Genomic DNA, 19832 nt, shown 5'->3' with positions numbered 1-19832 from the left:
CGCTTCATATCGGGCGTGGTCGGTAGAGCAGGAACAGCAGGCCGATCAGGGCGAAGGTGCCGACATGCAGCAGGATCGTTGGTCCATAGCCGCCGAAGCGATCGAACATTGCGCCGGCCAGCGGCCCGGCGCCGAACATGAACGGGATTTGCAGCAGATAGCACAGGCCCATACCCAGGCCGACATTGGATGATCCCAGCCAGCTACCCATTAGCGACCCGAAAAGGGGCAGGATGGCGTTGCAGCACAGGCCGATCGCGAAGGTCAGGCCCAACAGGGCGGGCAGATCGCTCCCCGCGACCATCAGGCCAAGCCAGGCGGGTATCTGGATGAGGCCCAATAGCGCAAAGGCGCGGCCACCACCGATGCGGTCCGCGATCCAGCCGAACAGGGGCGCGCCGACTACACCGGCAAGGCCGAAGGCGGACAGCAGCAAGGAGGCTGGCGCCAGTGCAACGCCCCGGTCCATGGCAAGAGCGACGATATGGGTCACCATCACCAGCCCCGCCGCGCTGAGCAAGGATACGCCCAGCGTCAGGACCAGAAAGGGCGGCGAGCGCAGAATCTGGCCAGCCGTCATGGATGTGGACTGCCCCGTCTCGTTCTCCTGATCGGAGCTGGCGCCGAGCGCATGCTGGCCGATCCGGCCGGGATGATCGACGACCAGCCAGATCAGCGGGAGCATGGCGATCAGGACGATGCCTTGCCCTAAAAAGGTAGCCCGCAGGCCAAGGGTAGCGAGAATGGCGGCTGCCAGCAACGGCATCAGGCTGTTGCCGACCGGCATGTTGATGATGCCCAGCGCCTTGCCACGACCGCTATCGAACCAGTTGGCGATGATGGCGGTGCAGGGGACCGGGCCGGACAGGGCAAAGCCGGGACCGATCAGCAGCATGTAGATCGTAAGCAATAGCCCGATATGGCTGACTTGCGTCAGCAGGAAGAATCCGAGCGCATTGAGCATCATGCCTGTCAGCATCAGGGTGCGGATCGATACGCGGCGCATCAGTCCGCCCACGAGAGGCGACAGCAGGCCGAGCGCGAGCGTCAGCATGCTGAGCCCGGCAGCGGCAAGAGCGCGACTGGTGGTGAAGCTGGTCTGGATCGCGTCCACCAACGCGCCGTAGACGGCGAAGTTGACACCCAAGGAGCAGTTGAGAATGACGAAGATCAGGGCGACCATGCGCCAGCCCTGAAAGGATTGCCCGCTGCGGGCGGCGGTCGTTGCCATGGTGTTTCTCTCTCCGATAGGCGCGCCGGGTGCGGTCTCGCCGATGAAATGGTCAGGCGATGGTTGCGCGGCGATAGGGGCGCCAGGCGCAGGCATAGAGTATCCAGGCAATCGGCCCGGCGATCAGCGCAATGACCAGCATGGCCTGTCCCAGCCCTGCCGGCCCCGGAAAGCGCGTCTGTGCCAGCAGGGCGACGAGATAGGCGCCCAGGCTGAGGCTGATGATATTGTTGCAGAACTGGACCATCGCCACGAGGCGACCGCGCAAGGCTGGCGGTGCGGTGAGCGGGACCGTGATGGACGGCAGCGCATTGATGGCGCTGAGCAGGCTGAAGCCCAGCCCCATGAGTAGCGATGCGCCAAGCAGGCTATGCTGGAGAAGCGCAGCGATGAACAGCAGGAGGCCAATCGGTATGACGACCAGTGGAATGCGCATGAGAATGTCACGCCGACCGGATCGGGCAAGGCGCTGGGACAGGGTCGGGAAGAGGATGGTCAGCACGACGCCGAGCGCCAGCGCGGTGGAGAAGAGATAGCCGGCCTGCGCTGGCGCGATATTCTGGCTGCGGATGAGATGGGTCGGATACCAGGCGAGCACGCCATAGAGCATCGTGCCCAATATGGCGTTGCCGATGAAGAGGCAGCCATAGAAGCGGACAGCATCCGATCGGTTGAGGAAGATGCCGAAACGGCGTTCTGTCGCCTCCGCCGATGTCGTGACGTCTGTCGAGGCTTGTTCCATCGCCCCGCGTTTTGGTTCCGGCACGGTGAGGAGGAGCAGAGGCACGATCAGGAAGCCGGGCAGGGCGATCAGCACCAATGTCTGACGCCAAGCCGGGAGCGCGCCGATCAGCGGCAGCGTGGCAAGGGCGCCGCTGCGGGCCAGATCGAGCGCGGCGGCGCCGACGACATAGGCCAGCATCACGCCGGTCGTGCCCGCCGCGATGAAGATGGCGCTGGGCGCCGCCCGCCGGTCGCGCGGGAACAGGTCGCCGATCAGCGATATGGCGGCGGGTGCCAGCACCGATTCGCCCACGGCCAGACCCATCCGCAAAGCGAACAGCATCGCGAAGGAAGATGCATAGCCGGCAAGCAGGGTCGACAGGCTCCACAGGATGATCCCGGCTGCCAGATATTTTGTGCGGTTGCCGCGATCGATCAGCCATGCGACCGGCAGGCCGATCACCGAAAAGAGGATGGCGAAAGCCGGGCCGATCAGCAGGCCGACCTGAAGGTCGCTGATGCCGAGATCCGCCTTCATCGGATCGACCAGCAGGGTCAGGATCAGGCGATCGACATAGGAGATGACGTAGAGGGCGGCGAGTAGCAGGACGGCATACCATGGCCTGTTTTGCATATATTTATCCTCTCCCGGTCGCCTCATGCTTATCGAGTCAATAAGTTCGCCAGCGAATGATAAATAGCAATACGATAATTGACGTGTAAACATCCATCGCGGATAGTCGGCACAAAGAGGCAATGCCCGGCAAGACGGGCGGAATGAGGTGAGAGGATGGGATTTCCCAAACTGGTCGAGGGCGACCATGTCGGCGCGGCCTTTCCGGCCAGCGTCGACGTGCTGCTGGAAGATGCGCCGGGGCATCTGACCCGGCTGTTTCGCGCATCGGGAGCGATCGGGCCGGACAATGTCGTGACGGAGATCACCCATAAGCGCGAATTTTTCGGCGGCGGCATGGGGCGCAAGATGGAGATCGATGTGCGCTATGCGCATGCGGCACCGGATTTGCCGACTCGTCTGTTCGCCAAGTTCACGCGGGAATTTGGGGACCCGCTGCGCGAGCTATTTTCTCCAGTGATGGACCCGGAAGTACGCTTCGCCATGTTGTCGCGCCGGACCGATTTTCCGGTGCGGGTGCCATGGTGCCTGTTCGGCGACTATAGCGTGGCGGACAAGACCGGCCTGCTGATCACCGAGCGTGTGCCCTATGGGGCAGAAGGGGTCGAACCGGCGCTGGAAAAATGCCTCGACTATCAGATCGCTGATCCGCTGCCTTATTATGAGGCGCAGACACGGGCGATTGCGGCGTTGGCGGCCTTCCATCGGTCGGGGCAGTTTGGCGATGCGGTCGAGCGCCAGTTTCCTTTCCAGCCGGACAGCCCGGCGATGGTGAAGGTCATCCCTTTCGATCGGGCAGGATTGGCGGAAAAGCTGGCCGCGTTGCGTGCCTTCGCGCGCGAGGCGCCCCAGCTATTGCCGCCGGAACTGACCGATCCCGATGTCCTCGATGCCTTTTGCGCGGATGCCCCCGCCGTCCTGGAAAAGGAGGAGGCGCTTTGGGCTTTCCTGCACGGGCAGTCCGATCTGGTGGCGCTGGCCCATTGGAACATGAACCCGGACAATGCCTGGTTCTGGCGGGATCAGGCGGGTGTCCTGCAATCCGGGCAGCTGGACTGGGGCGGTGTGGGGCAGGCCAATATCGCCCAATCCTATTTCGGCATGGTCTGTGCGGCGGAAACGGACTTTCTGGATCGGCATGACGCGCATTTGCGTGCGTTGCTGCTGGAACGGCTCGCGGCTTTGGGTGGCCCGACAGTCGATGCAGAATTGTTCGACCGATGCGTGCTGATCGCGACGGCATTGCTGGGCGTCGCGTGGATGCTGGACGCGCCGGCCCTGATCGCCGCGGAAATTGCCGATCATGCGTCGCTGGCCGACCGCTATGATCCGCGCATCCGTGACGCCTTCATCCCGCGCGCGCAATTGCATCTGATGACAGTGTTTCTGTGGCTGTGGCGCCGCCATGACATGGGCGCGGCGATCAGGCGTTTTGCAGCGTGACGGGAGAGGAGGGCGATATGCGCGAGTTTGAAGGCAAGTCCATATTCATCACGGGCGGGGCGAATGGCATCGGACTGGCCACGGCCATATTGTTCGTCCAGCGCGGCGCACGGGTTGCCATTGTCGATTTTGACAGGGACGCAGGCGAGAATGCGCTTGCCGAACTCCGGCAATTGGGTGGCGAGGCGATCTTCCTGCCCGGCGATATCTCCGATGCGGCAGAGGTACGGCGCATGGTCGATGCGACGGTGGCGCAATTTGGCGGTCTGGACTGTGCGTTCAACAATGCTGGCATCTGCCATCCCGCCGATGCGCTGTGGGACGATGATGCCTTTGACCGGACGTTCGCCATCAATGTGCGCGGGATGATGCAGTGCATCAAAGCGCAGTTACGGCATATGGTGCCGCAGGGGCGCGGGGCGATCGTCAATACGGCGTCGGTCGCGGGTCTGGTCGCTTCGGTGGCGCCGTCGCAGCCAGCCTATACCGCCAGCAAACATGCCGTGATCGGCCTGACCAAGAGTGTCGCCTTGCGCCATGCGCGCGACGGCATACGTGTCAATGCGGTGCTGCCGGGCGTTACCATGACCAATATGGTGCGCGAGGTGATGCAGCAGGGGCCGGAGGTGCGCGCTACGCTGGAGAATCTGGCGCCAATGGGCCGGATGGCGCGCCCGGAAGAAGTGGGGGAGGCCGTCTTGTGGCTTTGCTCCGACCGGGCGAGCTTCGTCACCGCCCATGCGCTGGCCGTTGATGGCGGTGCGCTGGCGCAATGATGCGCCGCGATCAGCAGTCGACCTCTATCATGTCGCCGTCGATCCGGACCGGGTAGAGGGTCAGGCCGTTCGTCGTCAGGGGTGACAGCGATCGCCCGTCCTCCAGATTGAAACGGGCGCCATGATGCGGGCACATGATGAAATCGCCGCGCACTCGCCCGCCATCTAGCGAGAGTTTCTGGTGCGGGCACATTTCCGCCATGGCGTGAATGCCCTTCTGGCTGCGGCACAGCAGCACGCGGCGGCCATCACATTCCACGATATGCGTGCCATTGGCAGGCAATTGCGCCAGCGGAATCCGCATCCGAACCTCTCCCTTCCTGTCTTGTCCCCGCATAATAGGACAGGGCCGATAATAAGTCACTTGCATAAAGTACTATAGCGCACTAAATCTTTATCAATCGAGAGGCGATGGCCTCTCCGCGGCGTAATGCCGCCCGACGCAACCAGAAAAGGGGCCATGGCCCCAAGCAGGTGAGGTGCATGACGGATATCGGTATTGCGCGCTTTGGCGCCTATGTTCCCCGCCTTCGGATCGAACGGTCGATCATCGCCGCTGCTCATGCGTGGATGGCGCCGGGTTTGAAGGGGCAGGCCAAGGGCAGCCGCGCCTTCACCAGTTGGGATGAGGATGCCATCACCATGGCGGTGGAGGCGGCGCGCGATGCCGCGGGATCGGGCGATCTGGCGGGCATCGACGGGCTGCGGTTGGCATCGACCAATCTGCCCTATGCCGATCTTCAGAACGCCGCCATCGTCGCCGGGGCGATCGGCGCGCCATCGACCATCGCCACATCGGACGCCTCCGGGTCGCAGCGGGCAGGCACGTCGGCGCTGTTGCAGGCGTTGAAAGGGGGACGACCGGAACTGGTGATCGCGGCCGACAATCCGTTCGGCAAGCCAGCCAGTGGGCAGGAGCTGAGCTTTGGCGCGGGGGCGGCAGCCTTCCTCCTGTCGGATCAGGATGTGGTGGCGCGGCTGATTGGGTCGGCCAGCATCAACAGCGTCTTTGTCGACCATTTCCGGTCGGACGATGCAAGCAGCGACTATGTTTGGGAAGAGCGGTGGGTGCGCGATGAAGGCTATGCCAAGATCGCCCCGGCGGCGATCCGGGCGGCTTTGGCCGATGCGCAGATCGACATTGCCGATATCCAGCATTTCGTCATGCCATCCTATCTGAAGGGTGCGGCAGATGCCGTCGCGAAGAAGGTGAAATTTGCTGGCGCTGTCGCTGGCGGGCTGGAAGATGGGGTGGGCTATGCCGGCGCGGCGCATGCGCTGCTGATGCTGGCGGCAACGCTGGAAAAGGCGAAGCCGGGCGAGCGCATATTGCTGGTCGGCTTCGGGCAGGGCGCCGATGCCCTGATTTTCGAGGTAACGGACGCGATCGGCAATGCCCAACCGGCGCGGGGCGTCGCCGGTTGCATTGCCGACGCCCTGCCGACCGACAGCTATTTGCGGCTCCTGTCCTTCTATGGCGGGCTGGAAGCGGAATGGGGCATGCGATCGGAAAAGAGCGCCAAGACGGCGCTGACCGAACAATATCGCTCTGCCGGCCAGTTGGAAGGGTTCAATGCCGGCAAGTGCGGCAGCTGCGGGACGGTGCAGTTCCCGCAGCTGCAATATTGCGTGCAATGCCATGCGTCGGCCGAAGGGTTCAGCGATGTGTCGCTGCGCGATGAGCAGGCGGAGGTGCTGACCTCCACCGCCGACTGGCTATCCTATCATCCCTCCCCGCCCTTGTGGGTCGGCTTCGTCCGGTTCGACAGCGGCGCGCGGGTACTGATGGAGATGGTCGATATCGGCAAGGAGGGGATCGATACCGGCGCAAAGCTGCGGATGGTCTACCGCATCAAGGAAAAGGACCGGCAGCGCGGCTATAACCGTTATTTCTGGAAATCGACGCCGCTGGGCGCGGCCTGAGGAGCAAGAGCCATGGCAACAGGGATCAAGGACAAGGTCGCCATATTGGGCATGGGATGCTCCAAGTTCGGCGAGCGTTGGGATGCGGGATCGCCCGACCTGATGAAGGAAGCGTTCGAGGAAGCGCTGGCGGATGCGGGGATCGAGCGCAAGCAGATCGACGCGGCCTGGTTCGGCTGCTGGGGGGATGGCATCAATGTCGGCAACTCCTCCATTCCTGCGGCCATGGCGCTGCGGCTGGAGGGCATACCGGTCAGCCGCGTCGAGAATATGTGTGCCACCGGAACGGAGGCGCTGCGCGGCGCGACCTATGCGGTGGCTAGCGGCGCGGCTGACATCGCGCTCGCCATCGGTGCGGAAAAGCTGAAGGATACCGGCTTTGGCGGACTGCCCCCACCGTTCAAAGGCACGTTCAACGATATGTGGATGCCGATGGGATCGGCGCCGGCGGGCTTTGCGCAATTGGCGCCCTATTATCGGTCCAAATATGGCACGTCGAAGGAAGATCTGAAGCGCGCGATCAGCCATGTGTCGTGGAAGAGCCATCAGAATGGGCAATATAGCCCCAAGGCGCATTTCCAGAAGGCGGTGTCGATGGAAACCATCATGAACGCGCCGATGATTTCCGATCCGCTGGGCTTGTTCGACTGTTCGGGCGTGTCGGACGGATCGGCCTGCGCCATCGTGACGACGCCCGAGATTGCGAGAGCGCTGGGCAAGAGTGATCTGGTGACGATCAAGGCGCTGCAACTGGCGACGAGTTCGGGGCGCGAGACGCAGACCAATGCGTGGGACGGCAGCTATGTCGCGACGACCCGTGCGGCCGCCGCGCGGGCCTATAAGGAAGCGGGCATCACCGATCCGCGCAGCCAGGTGCATCTGAGCGAAGTACATGATTGCTTCTCGATCACCGAACTAGTGACGATGGAGGATCTGGGCTTTTCCGACGATGGTCGAGCGGTGTTCGATATTCTCGACGGGCGCTATGATCGCGATGGCGCCATGCCGTGCCAGATCGACGGCGGCCTCAAATGCTTCGGCCATCCGATCGGCGCATCGGGGCTGCGCATGGCCTATGAAATCTACAATCAATTGCTCGGCCGGGCGGGCGAACGGCAAATGTCGTCGCCGTCGATCGGCGTGACGCATAATCTGGGCGGTGTTCCCTATCAGGGGATCGCGGCCATCTCTGTTCTGGGGCTCGCATAATGGCTGGTGTCTGGTTTGATGCATTGGAAGTCGGGCAGGTGTTTCATCACCCGATCCGCCGTACACTGACGGAAACCGACAATCTGTTGATGTCGACGCTGACGCATAATCCGGCGCAGTTGCACATCGACGCCGAATATATGAAGGGGACGCCGTTCGGGCGCCCGCTGATGAATTCGGCCTTCACGCTGGGCCTGATGGTCGGCATTTCGGTGGGCGATACGACGCTGGGTACGGCGGTCGCCAATCTGGGCTGGGACGAGGTGCGCTTTCCCAATCCGCTGTTCGCGGGCGACACCATCCATGTCGTGACCGAGGTTATCGAACTGCGGGAGTCCAAATCGCGGCCGGAAGCGGGCATCGTCACTTTCCTGCATCAGGCGTTCAATCAAAAGGATGAGCTGGTCGCCAGTTGCAAGCGGTCGGGATTGCAGCTTAAGCAGCCGGTGGACGCATGAGCGACCTGCCGATCCGGTCCTTCCTGTTCATTCCGGGGGACAGCGAGAAGAAGATGGGGAAGGTCGATGGCACAGCCGCTGACGCCTTCATCTTCGATCTGGAGGATGCCGTGGCCGTGGCGCGCAAGCCGGTGGCGCGCGAAATGGTGCCAGCGTTCATCAAGGAACGGCCAAAGAGCCAGCGCAAGGCGCAATATTGGGTGCGGGTGAACCCGCTCGATACGCCCTGGACGCTGGAGGATCTGGCCGCGATCGTTTCGGCCACCCCCGATGGCATCATGTTGCCCAAGGTGAATGGGCCGCAGGATGTGGCGCAGGTCAGCCATTATCTGTCTGCCCTGGAAACGGCGGCCGGGATCGAAGTGGGATCAATCCGCATTTTGCCGGTGGCGACGGAGACGGCGATTTCGCCCTTCCGGCTGGGCGACTATGCAGGAGCGGGCCTCGACCGCCTCTATGGCCTGACCTGGGGGGCGGAGGATCTGAGTTCCGCCGTCGGGGCGAGTGGCAATACCGACGAGAGCGGGCAATGGACACTGACCTACAAGATGGTTCGTTCCCTCTGTCTGCTCGGCGCACATGCCGCAGGCGTGGAAGCGGTCGATACGCTGTACGTCGATTTTCGCGATCCCGATGGCTTGCACGCATCCTGCATGGCGGCGCGGGCGGAAGGCTTTTCGGGGCGCGTGGCCATCCATCCGGCGCAGGTCGACATCATCAATGAGAGCTTCTCGCCATCGCCGGCGGAGGTGGATTTTGCCCGCCGGGTGGTCGATTTGTTCGCCGCCAACCCGGATTCGGGGACTTTGGGACTGGACGGAAAGATGCTGGATATTCCGCACCTGAAACAGGCGCAACGTACGCTTGCCATGCATGAGGCGCGTCATGGCTGACCCGCTGCTGCGCAATGATGGCGGCCGGGGCATATTCTCCGCCGAGCATGAGCAATTTCGCGAGACGGTGGCCCGCTTCGTCGACGAAGAACTGGTGCCAAACCATCATCAATGGGAAAAGGACGAGGTCGTCCCCCGCAAGATATGGAAGCGCGCGGGCGAGGTCGGCATTCTTTGCCCCAATATTCCGGAGGCCTATGGCGGCTTCGGCGCGGACTGGCTCTACAATGTCGTGATCATCGAGGAACTGGCGAAGAAGGGCATTACCGGCCCCGGCTTCATGGTGCATTCGGAGATGGTCGCGCCTTATATTTTGGCGGCCGGCACCGAGGAATTGAAGCAGGACGTCCTGCCGAAAATGGTGACGGGCGAGTATATCGGCGCGCTGGGCCTGACCGAGCCGGGCGCCGGGTCCGACGTCAAGGAAATCCGCACGCGGGCCGTGCGCGACGGTGACGATTATGTTCTCAATGGGCAGAAGGTCTATATTTCCAACGGCCAGCTTGCCGATGTCATGGTCTGCGCCTGCAAGACCGATCCGGCGGCCGGCGCCAAGGGCGTCAGCCTGATCGCGGTCGACACGCATCAGGATGGGTTCAAGCGCGGCCGGAATCTGGAGAAGATCGGCCTCAAGGCACAGGATACGTCGGAAATCTTCCTGGAGGATGTCCGCGCGCCGCTCCATCGCCTGCTGGGCACGGAAGGCGGCGGCTTTGGCATCATGATGGGCAAGCTGGCGCAGGAACGGCTGACGCAGGCCGTGCGCAGCATCTGCGTGGCGGAAGCGGCGATCCAATGGACGGTCGATTATACGTCCGAACGCAAGATGTTTGGTCAGACGCTGGCGGATTTCCAGAACACCCAGTTCGTTCTGGCGGAATTGTCGGCCGAAGTGCTGTCGGCCCGTGTCTTCACCGACTGGTGCATCAAGCGTTTTCTGGCCGGAGAACTGACCGGGGTGGAAGCGGCCAAGGTGAAGCTGGTCGTCACCAACCTGCATGTGAAGGTCGTTGATCAATGCCTGCAATTCTTTGGCGGCTATGGCTATATGACCGAATATCCGATCGCCCGTGCCTATGTCGACGCACGCATCGTCCGCATCGCGGGCGGCGCCGCCGAGGTGATGAAGCAGATCATCGGGCGCGACCTGTTCAAGAAGTGATGACCTGCCTGTAATTTACATTCAAACATGAATGTATGTCTTTACTCATTGCGGTAAGCACGCTAACCATATGGCGTGCGGACGGCAGGGTGAGTGCATAGCCGATCCGTACATCCCGTTGACAAAAGAAGAGCGCCCGAATGCGGCGCGACATGGGGAGAGGATTGGCATGACGAGCAACAGGCTGTTGTTGTGCGCATCGCTCATTGCGATTGCGCAATTGAATCATGTGGCGATGGCGCAGGAGGATGGGGCCGGCAGCGCCGCCCGCCAGCAGGCCGACATCATCGTGACGGCGCAGCGCCGCGAACAAAGGTTGGAGGAGGTGCCGCTGACAGTGGCAGTGCAGTCCGCCGAGCAACTGGCGCGGGCGGGCGTAACCGATAGTCGCGGCCTTCAGCAACTGACGCCGGGGCTTGTCTTCCAGCAGCAGAGCAGCTTCCTCAACCCGTCGCTGCGCGGCATTTCCACTACGGTCGTCACGGCGGGCGCGGAAAATCCGATCGCCATCTATCTCGACAATGTCTATGTTTCCAGCTTCGCCGGGTCGATCCTGTCGCTGCCCGATGTCGAGCAGATCGAAGTGCTGAAGGGGCCGCAGGGCACGCTTTTCGGGCGTAACGCAACCGGCGGCGCTATCCGCATTTCGACCAGGGAACCGGGCAATGACGTTGCGGGGAAGGTCGATGTCACAACCGGCTATTATGACGGTGCGGGGTCAAGCCGGTCGGCCTATGACCTGTCGTTCAAAGGCTTTGTCTCCGGGCCGATCGTGGAAGATTTGCTGGCGGCCAGCCTGGCCTTCTCCTATCGCAAGAGCAACGGATATGGGCGCAATGTCGCCTATTCGCAGGTGTCAGATAGCGTGCGGCAGGCATTCGGCAGCGATCGCATGATGTATCTGGAGGACAAGCTGCTGCGCGGCAAACTGCGCCTGACGCCGACCGACAATCTGGATGTGCTGTTGTCGGGATATTGGAACGAATGGGAGTCCGATCGCGGCCAGATCGGCGTCGTGCAATATGGCGGCACGGCGACGGGACCGGCGCAACTGAACGACGCCAATGGCAATCCCTATAATTACATCGTGGGCAAGCGGCCCTGGCAATATGCCTATGATGCGCTCCGGCCCAATGCCTCCGTTGAAGGGCGCGGCGCCAGCATGCGGATCAAATGGGATCTGGATATGGGGCAGTTTACGTCGACCGCGGCGTGGTCGCGCGCGCGCAGTCGGGAATATGTCGATTCCGATGCGACCTATTCGCCCGATTGTCTGGAAATCGCCAATGTCGGGGCGGGGGTTGGCTGCGTCGCGCCGTTCGACACGATATTGGACAAGACCTTCCAGCAGGAACTGCTTTTCTCCTCAAAGGATTTCGGCATTTTCAGCTTTGTTGCCGGGGCAAACTATTATCGTGGAACGTCGGTGGTCGACGTGCGGGTCAGCGATTTTGCCACGGGGGCTTTCCCCGCTGGCGACCTGTCGGTGAATTATCCGTCCATCTTCACCTATAATACCGGCATCAAGACGAAGGCGATCGGCCTCTTTGTCGAGGGGACGTTCAAATTCACCGATCGGCTGACCGGCGTTGCGGGCATCCGCTATAGCGATGAGAAAAAGAGCGGCACGACATCCTTCTTCGGCGGGGCGGCTTCGCCGCTGGTCCCGATCAAGGACGATGCCTGGACGCCGCGCATATCATTGATGTACGAAATCGCCGATCGCACCAACATTTATGCGACATGGTCGAAAGGCTTCAAATCGGGCCTGATCCCGGGGGGCAATGCCGCCTATATTCAGGGCAGTGCCAACCCGCTGCCCAGCGTGCGGCCGGAAAAGATCACTGCATATGAAATGGGCTTCAAGACGGCGAAGAGCGGCGCCTATACGTTCAACCTGGCGGCTTTCTATTATGACTATAGCGATGTGCAGGTGCAGGCCAGCCTGGGTGCCGGTGGCACGGTCATCGCCATCCAGAACGCCGCCAGCGCCACCATTTACGGCTTCGATGCGGAAGGCACGCTGACCCTGAACGATGATTTCAGCCTGCGGGCGGGCGCGTCCTATATTCCCCGCGCGCGTTATGACCGTTTTCCGGGTGCACAGGTTGCGTTGCCGCCGGGCACCTATGGTGGCTTCGTCAACGGCGAACTGGTGGATCTAAAGAACAAGCGCCTGTTCAAGACGCCCAAATTCACCGGCAATATCGCACTGAATTACGAGCATGAGCATGATTGGGGCAAGATCGATGCGACGGTGAATGCCTATTATGCCTCGCGCCTCTATTTCGACCCCACCTATCTCTTCTCCACCAAGGAGTTCAAGCTGGGCGGCGAGGTCGGCTTCACGCCCGCAGGCAGCCCGTTCCGAGTCGCTTTATGGGTGCGCAACCTGACCAATAACGACGCCTATGTATCCTATCAGCTGACGTCCAACGCATCGGTGCTAACGCCGGGTGAACCGCGTTCCTTCGGTCTGACGGCGGGATATAAGTTCTGAAATAGGGGGAGGGAGCGCTTTCGGGCGCTCCCTTTCTATCGATCAGAGGCGGACGCGGACAAATTCCAGCAGCATGGTGCGGGTGTCGGCCATGGTCCGGCCGATGGTGTCGGATGTCTGACTGAGCAATTGCGCCATTGCCGCGCCTTCGCTCATCATCAGGGTGATTTCCAGGCTGGTTTCGATCAGCGGCGCGGGGATATGGCCGTCCAGATTGCGGCGCCAGAACTCCCGGAACTGCTGGGTCAGCGGACGCTGCAATTCCAACGTCCGATCCTTGAGCGCGGGATCGCCACGGCTGGCGCTTAGCAGATCATAGACGGCGATGGCGTCGGGCGAGACGGTCAGCGCCGTCACCTGATCGAATAGGGCGGCAACGCGGTCGATGCCCCGCACGCCATCGGGCACGCTATAGCGTTCGAACGCCTGCGACAGCCGGTCGTCCAGTTCGCGCACGGCGGCCAGGATCAGTTCTTCCCGGCTGCTGAAATGATGCTGGATGGCGCCGCGCGTCAGATTGGCATCGGCCGCGATCTCGCTCATGCTGGTGGCGGCGATGCCGCGCTCGCGCATCAGGCGGATGGCGCTGTCGAGCAGGCCGGCGCGCGAGGTTGCGCTGCGCTCTTCCTGCGAACGGCGGATTCGGCCTGTCTTCCTTGTCCCGTTCTTCTCGATCGTCGTGCGTGTCGCCATCAGCTTTCCGGCATGCCCTGTTCGGTTCCCCTTTACAAGGCTCCGCTGCTTGTACATACATTCGATAAAGAATGTATGTTGCTTCTATGCCTTTTTAGGATGGGATGGCAATCATGTACCCGGAGAGAAGATGTGACGGCGACCGATACGCTCGATTCCCCAGCCAGTTTTGATTTTACCGCCCCGCCGCTGCTGGCCTATCCGCATGAGGCGCTGGCGACATTGCGGGAGCAGGGGCCGGTGGTGAAGGCGCGCGTGCCCGGTGGTATGGACGCCTATCTCGTCACCAGCTTCGCCGCCGTGTCGGAAGCGACCAAGCGGGCCGAGGATTTCTCGTCGCAGATGGGGCATCTGACCAACCGGCCGAACATGGATAATCATGAGGCGCTGGCGATATTGGCGGAGGCCGGGAAGGCCGGTTCCGGCCTGTTGCTGGTGTCCGACGACCCCGATCACAAACGCTATCGCGCGCTGGTGAACGCCGTGTTCGCCCATGGCCGCATCGCCAATCTGCAACCGCTGATCGAACGGATCGTGACGCAGTTGCTGGATGATATGGCCGCCAAGCATGAGGCGGATTTCGTCAATGAATTCGCCGTGCTGCTGCCCACCTATGTCATTGCCGACATATTGGGGCTGGACCGCGATCATTGGCATCTGGTGCGCCAATGGTCGGACGCTGCCATCCTGCTGGTCAGCCGCATGGGAACAATGGCGCAGGAGGTCGAGGCGGCGAAGCAGGTAGTAGCGTTCATCCGCTTCATTCGCGAACGGCTGGCGCTGCGTCGCGCCGAACCGGCGGACGACCTGATTTCCAATCTGGTTCATGTAGGAGTCGACGGTATCCCGCCGCTCAATGACGATGAAGCGACGGCGCTGACGTTGGAAATTGCCGTGGCGGGCAATGAAACGACGCGCAACACGCTCATGAGCGGGCTGGTGCAATTGCTGCGGCATCCCGAGCAGATGGAGATGCTGCGCGCCGACCCGTCGCTGATAGCCAATGCGGTGGAGGAGTTGTTGCGCTACGAAACGCCGGCGACGTCGATGTGGCGGATCGCCACACGCGACACCGAACTGGCGGGCACCTTCATCCCGGAAGGCGCGCCGGTGTTGCTGCGCTTTGACGCGGCCAATCGCGATCCCGCGCGTTTCCCGGAGCCGGACCGGTTCGATATCACTCGCAAGGAAGCGCGCAATCATGTCGCCTTCGGTGCGCCGGGCGTGCATCGCTGCCTGGGGCAGATGCTGGCGCGCAAGGAACTGGCCATTGCCCTGCCGGCGCTGCTTGCGCGGTTGCATGATATTCGCGTCCTGGATGGCAGCGACACCGATTATTGGCCCGGCCTGCTGCATCGCGGGATCACCAGCCTGCAGATCGGATACCGCGCCGCAAACGCATAAAACTTACAGCATAATCATAGGAACAGGATGATCGATCATGGCGACGATTGTACGCAAATCGGAAATTACCCGCGGCTATGGCACCAAGGAACGGCCGGTCACGCAGGAAGTGTGGAATAAGGAGACATTCTTCCCCGATCATGTGTCGCTGCACATAGACGGCACGATCGAGCCGGATAGCCGACGTTTCGACCATAATATCTATATCGATCCCGCCATCGCTGCGCTGGAGCAGGAGCATGTCTGGGAGAAAAGCTGGCTCTATATCGGCCGGGACGAGGATCTGCCCAATGTCGGCGATCGCATGCCGGTGAATGTCGGTCGGCGGTCCTATATGATCGTCCATGCATCGCCGGACGAGTATAAGGCCTATTATAATAGCTGCCCGCATCGCGGCACCGAACTCTGTTCGCAGAAGGAAAATGCGGCGTCGATCCGCTGTCCCTATCATGGCTGGGAATGGCAGAATGGCGGGAAGCTGAAGCGCATTCCGAGCCATTGGGATTTCAAGGAAATCACGCCCAATAATGGCGGTCTGCCCGAAGTACGGCTGGAGCGCTGGGGCGGGTTCCTGTTCATCAATGCCGACAAGGAGGCGCCGTCGCTTCAGGATGCGCTGGGCCTGATCCCCGATCATTTCAAAGAGTTCGATTACGCCAATCGCTACACCTATGGCCATTTCCGCCGCGAGATGGATTGCAACTGGAAGGTGGCGCAGGAGGCGTTTCAGGAAGCCTATCACCTTTATGCGACGCATCCCGAAGCGGTGCCCTTCGCCGGTGACGCGCAGGGCAAATATGATGTCTGGGAAACCAAAGGCAGCTATATTGGCCGCAATTCGACCTATTCGGCCATCCCGTCGGCGCATGCGCCGGCCGATACCGATCCGGTCGCATCGGCGCAGATGTTTCTGCAAACCACCGGCGACTGGCATTATCCCGGCTACCCGGTGACGGTGCTGGACCCGGATAAGGATTTGCGCGCGCAGGTGGCGGATTGGATTCGCGACGCATATCGAGCGAAACATGGCAAGGATACCGAGTTGCCGGACGCCATCCTGCTCGATTCCCTGCTCTATTTCTTCTACCCGCATTGCTGCTTCTGGCTGTCGGAGGCAGTGCCCTTCACCTACCAGTTCTGGCCGCACGCGACCGACCCGAACAAGAGCTACTTCGAGGTGCGCATGCTCTATCCGGTCGGCGAAGGCGAAGCGCGACCGGCCGCCGCGCCCCGCGTGGATATTGGCCCGGACGAGTCGATCTTTGCGACCATGCAGGAGAGCTTCGGCTTCCTCGCCTATATCTTCGATCAGGATTGCAGCAATTTGCCGCGTGTGCAGCGCGGCGCGCATTCGGCCAATATCGAAAACCCCACCACCTTCCTGGGGGCCTATCAGGAATCGATCATTCAGCAGTGGAATAAGGTGATCTTGGCCGCGATTGAAGAAGGGCAGGCGCGTAAACGCGCCTGATGCCTGTTACCGAATAAGGGGGCTGCGGCGCCGGAGCGATCCGGCGCCGTCTTTTTATGCCGTCAGGACGCCGCCTTGCGTGGCGCGACCCAGGAGGGGGCGGCGCGTTCGGTCGCGGCGGCATAATCGGGGTGCAGACAATCCTCCAATATGTCGACGCGGTCCTCGCGCGGCGACCAGCCCAGTTGCGTGCGGGTGCGCGGACAACGCTGGCGACTGTTGGATTGCAGGATGATCTTGCCCAGCCCCTTGTCCCAGATCTCACACGCCTCCTCGACCGAGACGGAGCGGGTTGGCACGCCCAGATGCTGGGCGATCCGCTGCGCCATCACGCCATAGGCAACCTCGCCCGATACCGCGAAGTAGAGCGCGCCGGCCTCGCCCTTCTCGATGGCGAGGCGATAGATCTCGGCCAGTTCCTCGACATGGATGTTGGAATAGACGTTGAGGCCACGCCCGATATGGCAGACCGCGCCAGTCGTGCGCGCCGAATGATAGAGATCGGCGATGATCTGGCTGCCGCCATTGCCCCAGATGAGCGACGGACGGATCACCATAGCGCGCACGCCCCTTTGCGCGGAGTCGCGGGCGATGGCTTCGTTGATCAGGCGGGGCGCGATCTGGCGCTTGGGCTCGAAGGGTTCATCCTCGGCAAAGCTGCGTTCATCCCACAAGCCGCCGGTCGGGATCGACATCAGGCTGGTGCCGCTGGTGAAAATGAAGGTCTTGCCGCTGCCTTCGAAGTGATCGACGATGGTCTGTGTAACCTGCTTCTCATGCTCCAGCATCAGCTGGGCGGCGAAGATGACGACATCCTGCCCTTCCAGCATCGCCGGGATCGAGTCGATCTGGGCCAGGTCGCCGCGCACGGCGCGCGCACCCATGGCCTGCAAGGTTGCGTCATTGGCGGCGTTGCGGGAAAAGCCCGACAATTCGTGACCATGGGCGGTCAGATTGGCGACGATGTGCCGCCCCAGATAGCCGGTCGCGCCGAAGATGATGATCTTCATGGATCAGACCTCCGTGGCGATGGCTATGGGGGCGGACAGGCCGCAAGGGTGGGGTTCAGTCATGATGGGCATCCTCCTCCAAATGTCATTGCGCTGACATAAATACATTCAAGAAAGAATGTATCTTGCGTTTGCGGTCGGATGCAATAAGTTTCGATCCAGTTCCTGAAGGGTTTGCGCAAAGCCCTTCCCAAAAGCAGGCCGAATAACAGGCCGGGCGAACCGCTTTGGACGGGGCGCCCGGCATAGCCGCCTGCGACAATGACAAGAGAGAAAAGGAGAGGACCACAGATGCTCACCCCCTATGACGAATTTCCCGTCCATCAGGCGTCACGCCCGTTCAGCTTCATTCCATCGACCGATTATAGCTGGGACGACGGCTATTATTTCGGCGTCTTCAATCCCGATGAGGGGATTTTCATCGCGACCGGCGCGCGGGTCAATCCGAACACTGACATGTTTGGTGGCTATGCCTTCATCAACGACAATGGCATCCATTCGACCACGCGCTTCAACCGGACCTGGCGTGGCAATTTCGACGTGGCGATCGGCCCCTGGCGGGTCGAATTCGTCGAGCCGCTCAAAAAAATCCGTCTGGTGCTGGAGGATAATGGCAGCGGTCTGTCCTTCGACATATTGTGGGAAGGCGTATCCCCGGCGTTTCTGGAAGATCATCATTCGGCCGAAAATCGCGGGCGGCTGACGACCGACCAGAGCCGCTATTCGCAGCCCGGCGTGGCGACGGGCTGGGCCGAATATCAGGGCAGACGGTTCGAAATCATGCCTGATACATGGTTCGCCGCGCGCGATCATAGTTGGGGCCTCTATGCGGAGCGGCCGCCATTGGCGCCGCTGGCGTCGCTGTTGCCGCCGCGTCGCAAATCCGGGCCGCAGCGGGCGATGCGCTGGTGGAACTGCTTCGTCGCGGGCGATTATAGCGGCTTCTTCCACCTGCATGAAACGCCCGAGGGCGTGCAGGCGAAGATGAACGATGTGTTCGGCACGCCGCTGGGTGGCCATGTGTTCAAGGGATGGGACAGCGAAGCGCTGCATTTCACCCTGGCCCGGCATGACATGCATTTCGTGGAAGGCACGCGGATGCTGACCGATGCGACCATGTATCTGGAGGATGACCAGGGCGGGACTTGGAAAATCCGCTATGATGTCGCCGCGCCGCCGTGGATGGGGCAGACGATGGGCTATCATCCGGGCAGCTGGAAGGATGGCGGCACCTTCCACACCTATCATGGGTCGGAGGAATTGGCGATCGAATGGGAAACGTTCGATTGGTCGACACAGCCCTTCACATACGTCCCTTACAAGGTCAGCGGCGAGCAACTGGCGACCAATTTCGGCGAAGGCACCGGCGTCGAGGACAAGGGCAATGACGGCAACAAGACCCATGGCGTCGAATATCTGATGCGGGTGACGCTGCATGCGCCCGACGGATCGGTCCACACCGGCGCCGCGCAGGTCGAGATGTTCATCAACGGCCGCTATGATCCCTATGGTTTTGCATGAAGCTGGGGCTTGAAGGCCGGGTCGCGCTGGTATCGGGCGGCAGCGCCGGCATGGGCCGGGCGATCGCCTGCGAACTGGCGCGGGAAGGCGCGCATGTGATGGTGGTCGCGCGGCGCGAAGAGGCACTGCGCGACACCGTCGCCATGATCGAGGCCGAGGGCGGCCGGGCCGGGTGGATCAGCGCGGACATGGCCGACGAAGCCGGGATCATTCGGGCGGTGGCGGAAACGCGCCGCCTGTTCGGCGACCCTGACCTTGTCATCGGTAACGTCAGGTCGGTGGTGCGCTACGGGTTCGAGGAAGCTTCTAACGACGATTTCCGGCTGAGTAACGAACAGGTCGTGCTGTCTATCGCTATGCTGGTGCGGGAAACCTACGGCGCGATGAAGGCGAAGGGCTTTGGCCGCTTCGTCAATCTGGGATCGGTCTGCGCGAAGGAACCGCATCGCTTCTTCGACATCATCCTGTCCAATACCTATCGCACCGCCGCCGTCGGGTTGGCGCGGAGCCTGTCGAACGAACTGGCGCCGCATGGCATCACCGTCAACACGATCGCGCCGGGCAGCATCGACACGGGGCTGAACCAGGAAACGCAGGGTGGCGGGACGGAGGCGCGGACCCAGCGGGAGCCGCCGCCGGTGATCCAGATGGGGCGGCATGGCCGACCCGATGAGGTGTCGGGCATTGCGGCATTCCTCTGCTCGGATCGGGCCAGCTATATCACCGGGCAGACGATCGCGGTTGATGGGGGCTGGACGCGCGGATTGTTCTGACGCGGAAA

Annotated in this window: 17 protein-coding genes; 12 read left to right on the top strand and 5 right to left on the bottom strand. The window is 61.9% G+C overall.

Annotated elements, in window-relative coordinates:
- Positions 1-4: 4 nt before the first annotated feature.
- On the bottom strand, positions 5-1231 hold the full coding sequence (locus tag BMY84_RS09350; RefSeq protein WP_177203962.1) for an MFS transporter: 1227 nt from the start codon (positions 1229-1231) through the stop codon (positions 5-7).
- 52 nt (positions 1232-1283) lie between these two features.
- Entirely contained in the window at positions 1284-2588 is a 1305-nt protein-coding gene (locus BMY84_RS09345) for an MFS transporter (RefSeq protein WP_177203961.1), read from the bottom strand.
- Between the two features lie 156 nt (positions 2589-2744).
- Between BMY84_RS09345 and BMY84_RS09340 the strand changes: the two genes are divergently transcribed.
- On the top strand, positions 2745-4031 hold the full coding sequence (locus BMY84_RS09340; protein ID WP_177203960.1) for a hypothetical protein: 1287 nt from the start codon (positions 2745-2747) through the stop codon (positions 4029-4031).
- Between the two features lie 17 nt (positions 4032-4048).
- On the top strand, positions 4049-4807 hold the full coding sequence (locus BMY84_RS09335) for an SDR family NAD(P)-dependent oxidoreductase (RefSeq protein WP_093083317.1): 759 nt from the start codon (positions 4049-4051) through the stop codon (positions 4805-4807).
- Positions 4808-4817: 10 nt separating this feature from the next.
- On the opposite strand, the gene BMY84_RS09330 is transcribed toward BMY84_RS09335, so the two are convergent.
- The gene (locus BMY84_RS09330) at positions 4818-5111 is read right to left on the bottom strand and encodes a Rieske (2Fe-2S) protein (protein WP_177203959.1); all 294 of its coding nucleotides are present in this window, start codon (positions 5109-5111) and stop codon (positions 4818-4820) included.
- Positions 5112-5290: 179 nt separating this feature from the next.
- Here BMY84_RS09330 and BMY84_RS09325 point away from each other — a divergent pair, with 179 nt between their 5' ends.
- The 6 genes from BMY84_RS09325 (at position 5291) to BMY84_RS09300 (ending at position 12952) form a co-directional block, all read left to right on the top strand.
- On the top strand, positions 5291-6730 hold the full coding sequence (locus BMY84_RS09325; protein WP_093083314.1) for a 3-oxoacyl-[acyl-carrier-protein] synthase III C-terminal domain-containing protein: 1440 nt from the start codon (positions 5291-5293) through the stop codon (positions 6728-6730).
- 12 nt (positions 6731-6742) lie between these two features.
- A complete protein-coding gene (locus BMY84_RS09320) occupies positions 6743-7939 on the top strand; it encodes an acetyl-CoA acetyltransferase (protein WP_093083312.1) in 1197 nt (398 codons plus the stop codon).
- Positions 7939-8397, top strand: a complete 459-nt coding sequence (locus tag BMY84_RS09315; protein WP_093083311.1) for a MaoC family dehydratase — start codon at positions 7939-7941, stop codon at positions 8395-8397. The genes BMY84_RS09320 and BMY84_RS09315 overlap by 1 nt, the downstream gene beginning before the upstream one ends.
- Positions 8394-9290, top strand: a complete 897-nt coding sequence (locus BMY84_RS09310) for an HpcH/HpaI aldolase/citrate lyase family protein (protein WP_093083309.1) — start codon at positions 8394-8396, stop codon at positions 9288-9290. Before BMY84_RS09315 ends, BMY84_RS09310 begins: the two co-directional genes overlap by 4 nt.
- Positions 9283-10452 (top strand): acyl-CoA dehydrogenase family protein, encoded by a 1170-nt coding sequence (locus BMY84_RS09305; RefSeq protein ID WP_093083308.1) that lies wholly within the window; start codon positions 9283-9285, stop codon positions 10450-10452. Before BMY84_RS09310 ends, BMY84_RS09305 begins: the two co-directional genes overlap by 8 nt.
- 169 nt (positions 10453-10621) lie before the next feature.
- Positions 10622-12952, top strand: a complete 2331-nt coding sequence (locus BMY84_RS09300) for a TonB-dependent receptor (protein ID WP_177203958.1) — start codon at positions 10622-10624, stop codon at positions 12950-12952.
- A 42-nt stretch (positions 12953-12994) separates the two neighbouring features.
- Here BMY84_RS09300 and BMY84_RS09295 read toward each other — a convergent pair whose 3' ends face one another.
- The gene (locus tag BMY84_RS09295; protein ID WP_177185113.1) at positions 12995-13645 is read right to left on the bottom strand and encodes a TetR/AcrR family transcriptional regulator; all 651 of its coding nucleotides are present in this window, start codon (positions 13643-13645) and stop codon (positions 12995-12997) included.
- 132 nt (positions 13646-13777) lie between these two features.
- Between BMY84_RS09295 and BMY84_RS09290 the strand changes: the two genes are divergently transcribed.
- Together BMY84_RS09290 and BMY84_RS09285 are read left to right on the top strand one after the other, a co-directional pair.
- Complete coding sequence (locus BMY84_RS09290) at positions 13778-15049, top strand: cytochrome P450 (RefSeq protein ID WP_177203957.1); 1272 nt, start codon at positions 13778-13780, stop codon at positions 15047-15049.
- A 37-nt stretch (positions 15050-15086) separates the two neighbouring features.
- Entirely contained in the window at positions 15087-16520 is a 1434-nt protein-coding gene (locus BMY84_RS09285; RefSeq protein WP_093083303.1) for an aromatic ring-hydroxylating oxygenase subunit alpha, read from the top strand.
- A gap of 62 nt (positions 16521-16582) precedes the next feature.
- On the opposite strand, the gene BMY84_RS09280 is transcribed toward BMY84_RS09285, so the two are convergent.
- Positions 16583-17530, bottom strand: a complete 948-nt coding sequence (locus BMY84_RS09280; RefSeq protein ID WP_093083302.1) for an NAD-dependent epimerase/dehydratase family protein — start codon at positions 17528-17530, stop codon at positions 16583-16585.
- Between the two features lie 291 nt (positions 17531-17821).
- Here BMY84_RS09280 and BMY84_RS09275 point away from each other — a divergent pair, with 291 nt between their 5' ends.
- Entirely contained in the window at positions 17822-19051 is a 1230-nt protein-coding gene (locus BMY84_RS09275) for a hypothetical protein (protein ID WP_093083300.1), read from the top strand.
- Positions 19048-19824: an SDR family NAD(P)-dependent oxidoreductase gene (locus BMY84_RS09270; RefSeq protein ID WP_093083299.1), complete on the top strand. Its 777-nt coding sequence runs from the start codon at positions 19048-19050 to the stop codon at positions 19822-19824. Before BMY84_RS09275 ends, BMY84_RS09270 begins: the two co-directional genes overlap by 4 nt.
- Positions 19825-19832 lie beyond the last annotated feature (8 nt).

Origin of the sequence: Sphingobium sp. AP50 (genome assembly GCF_900109095.1) — a bacterium.
Lineage (GTDB): Bacteria > Pseudomonadota > Alphaproteobacteria > Sphingomonadales > Sphingomonadaceae > Sphingobium.
The sequence above is the reverse complement of the archived record's forward strand: the minus strand, read 5'-3'. Positions and strand labels throughout refer to the sequence as shown.

Coding starts and splice junctions, on each gene's coding strand:
- BMY84_RS09350 (WP_177203962.1), bottom strand. CDS start 1,231: ATGGCAACGACCGCCGCCCGCAGCGGGCAATCCTTTCAGGGCTGGCGC.
- BMY84_RS09345 (WP_177203961.1), bottom strand. CDS start 2,588: ATGCAAAACAGGCCATGGTATGCCGTCCTGCTACTCGCCGCCCTCTAC.
- BMY84_RS09340 (WP_177203960.1), top strand. CDS start 2,745: ATGGGATTTCCCAAACTGGTCGAGGGCGACCATGTCGGCGCGGCCTTT.
- BMY84_RS09335 (WP_093083317.1), top strand. CDS start 4,049: ATGCGCGAGTTTGAAGGCAAGTCCATATTCATCACGGGCGGGGCGAAT.
- BMY84_RS09330 (WP_177203959.1), bottom strand. CDS start 5,111: ATGCGGATTCCGCTGGCGCAATTGCCTGCCAATGGCACGCATATCGTG.
- BMY84_RS09325 (WP_093083314.1), top strand. CDS start 5,291: ATGACGGATATCGGTATTGCGCGCTTTGGCGCCTATGTTCCCCGCCTT.
- BMY84_RS09320 (WP_093083312.1), top strand. CDS start 6,743: ATGGCAACAGGGATCAAGGACAAGGTCGCCATATTGGGCATGGGATGC.
- BMY84_RS09315 (WP_093083311.1), top strand. CDS start 7,939: ATGGCTGGTGTCTGGTTTGATGCATTGGAAGTCGGGCAGGTGTTTCAT.
- BMY84_RS09310 (WP_093083309.1), top strand. CDS start 8,394: ATGAGCGACCTGCCGATCCGGTCCTTCCTGTTCATTCCGGGGGACAGC.
- BMY84_RS09305 (WP_093083308.1), top strand. CDS start 9,283: ATGGCTGACCCGCTGCTGCGCAATGATGGCGGCCGGGGCATATTCTCC.
- BMY84_RS09300 (WP_177203958.1), top strand. CDS start 10,622: ATGACGAGCAACAGGCTGTTGTTGTGCGCATCGCTCATTGCGATTGCG.
- BMY84_RS09295 (WP_177185113.1), bottom strand. CDS start 13,645: ATGGCGACACGCACGACGATCGAGAAGAACGGGACAAGGAAGACAGGC.
- BMY84_RS09285 (WP_093083303.1), top strand. CDS start 15,087: ATGGCGACGATTGTACGCAAATCGGAAATTACCCGCGGCTATGGCACC.
- BMY84_RS09280 (WP_093083302.1), bottom strand. CDS start 17,530: ATGAAGATCATCATCTTCGGCGCGACCGGCTATCTGGGGCGGCACATC.
- BMY84_RS09275 (WP_093083300.1), top strand. CDS start 17,822: ATGCTCACCCCCTATGACGAATTTCCCGTCCATCAGGCGTCACGCCCG.
- BMY84_RS09270 (WP_093083299.1), top strand. CDS start 19,048: ATGAAGCTGGGGCTTGAAGGCCGGGTCGCGCTGGTATCGGGCGGCAGC.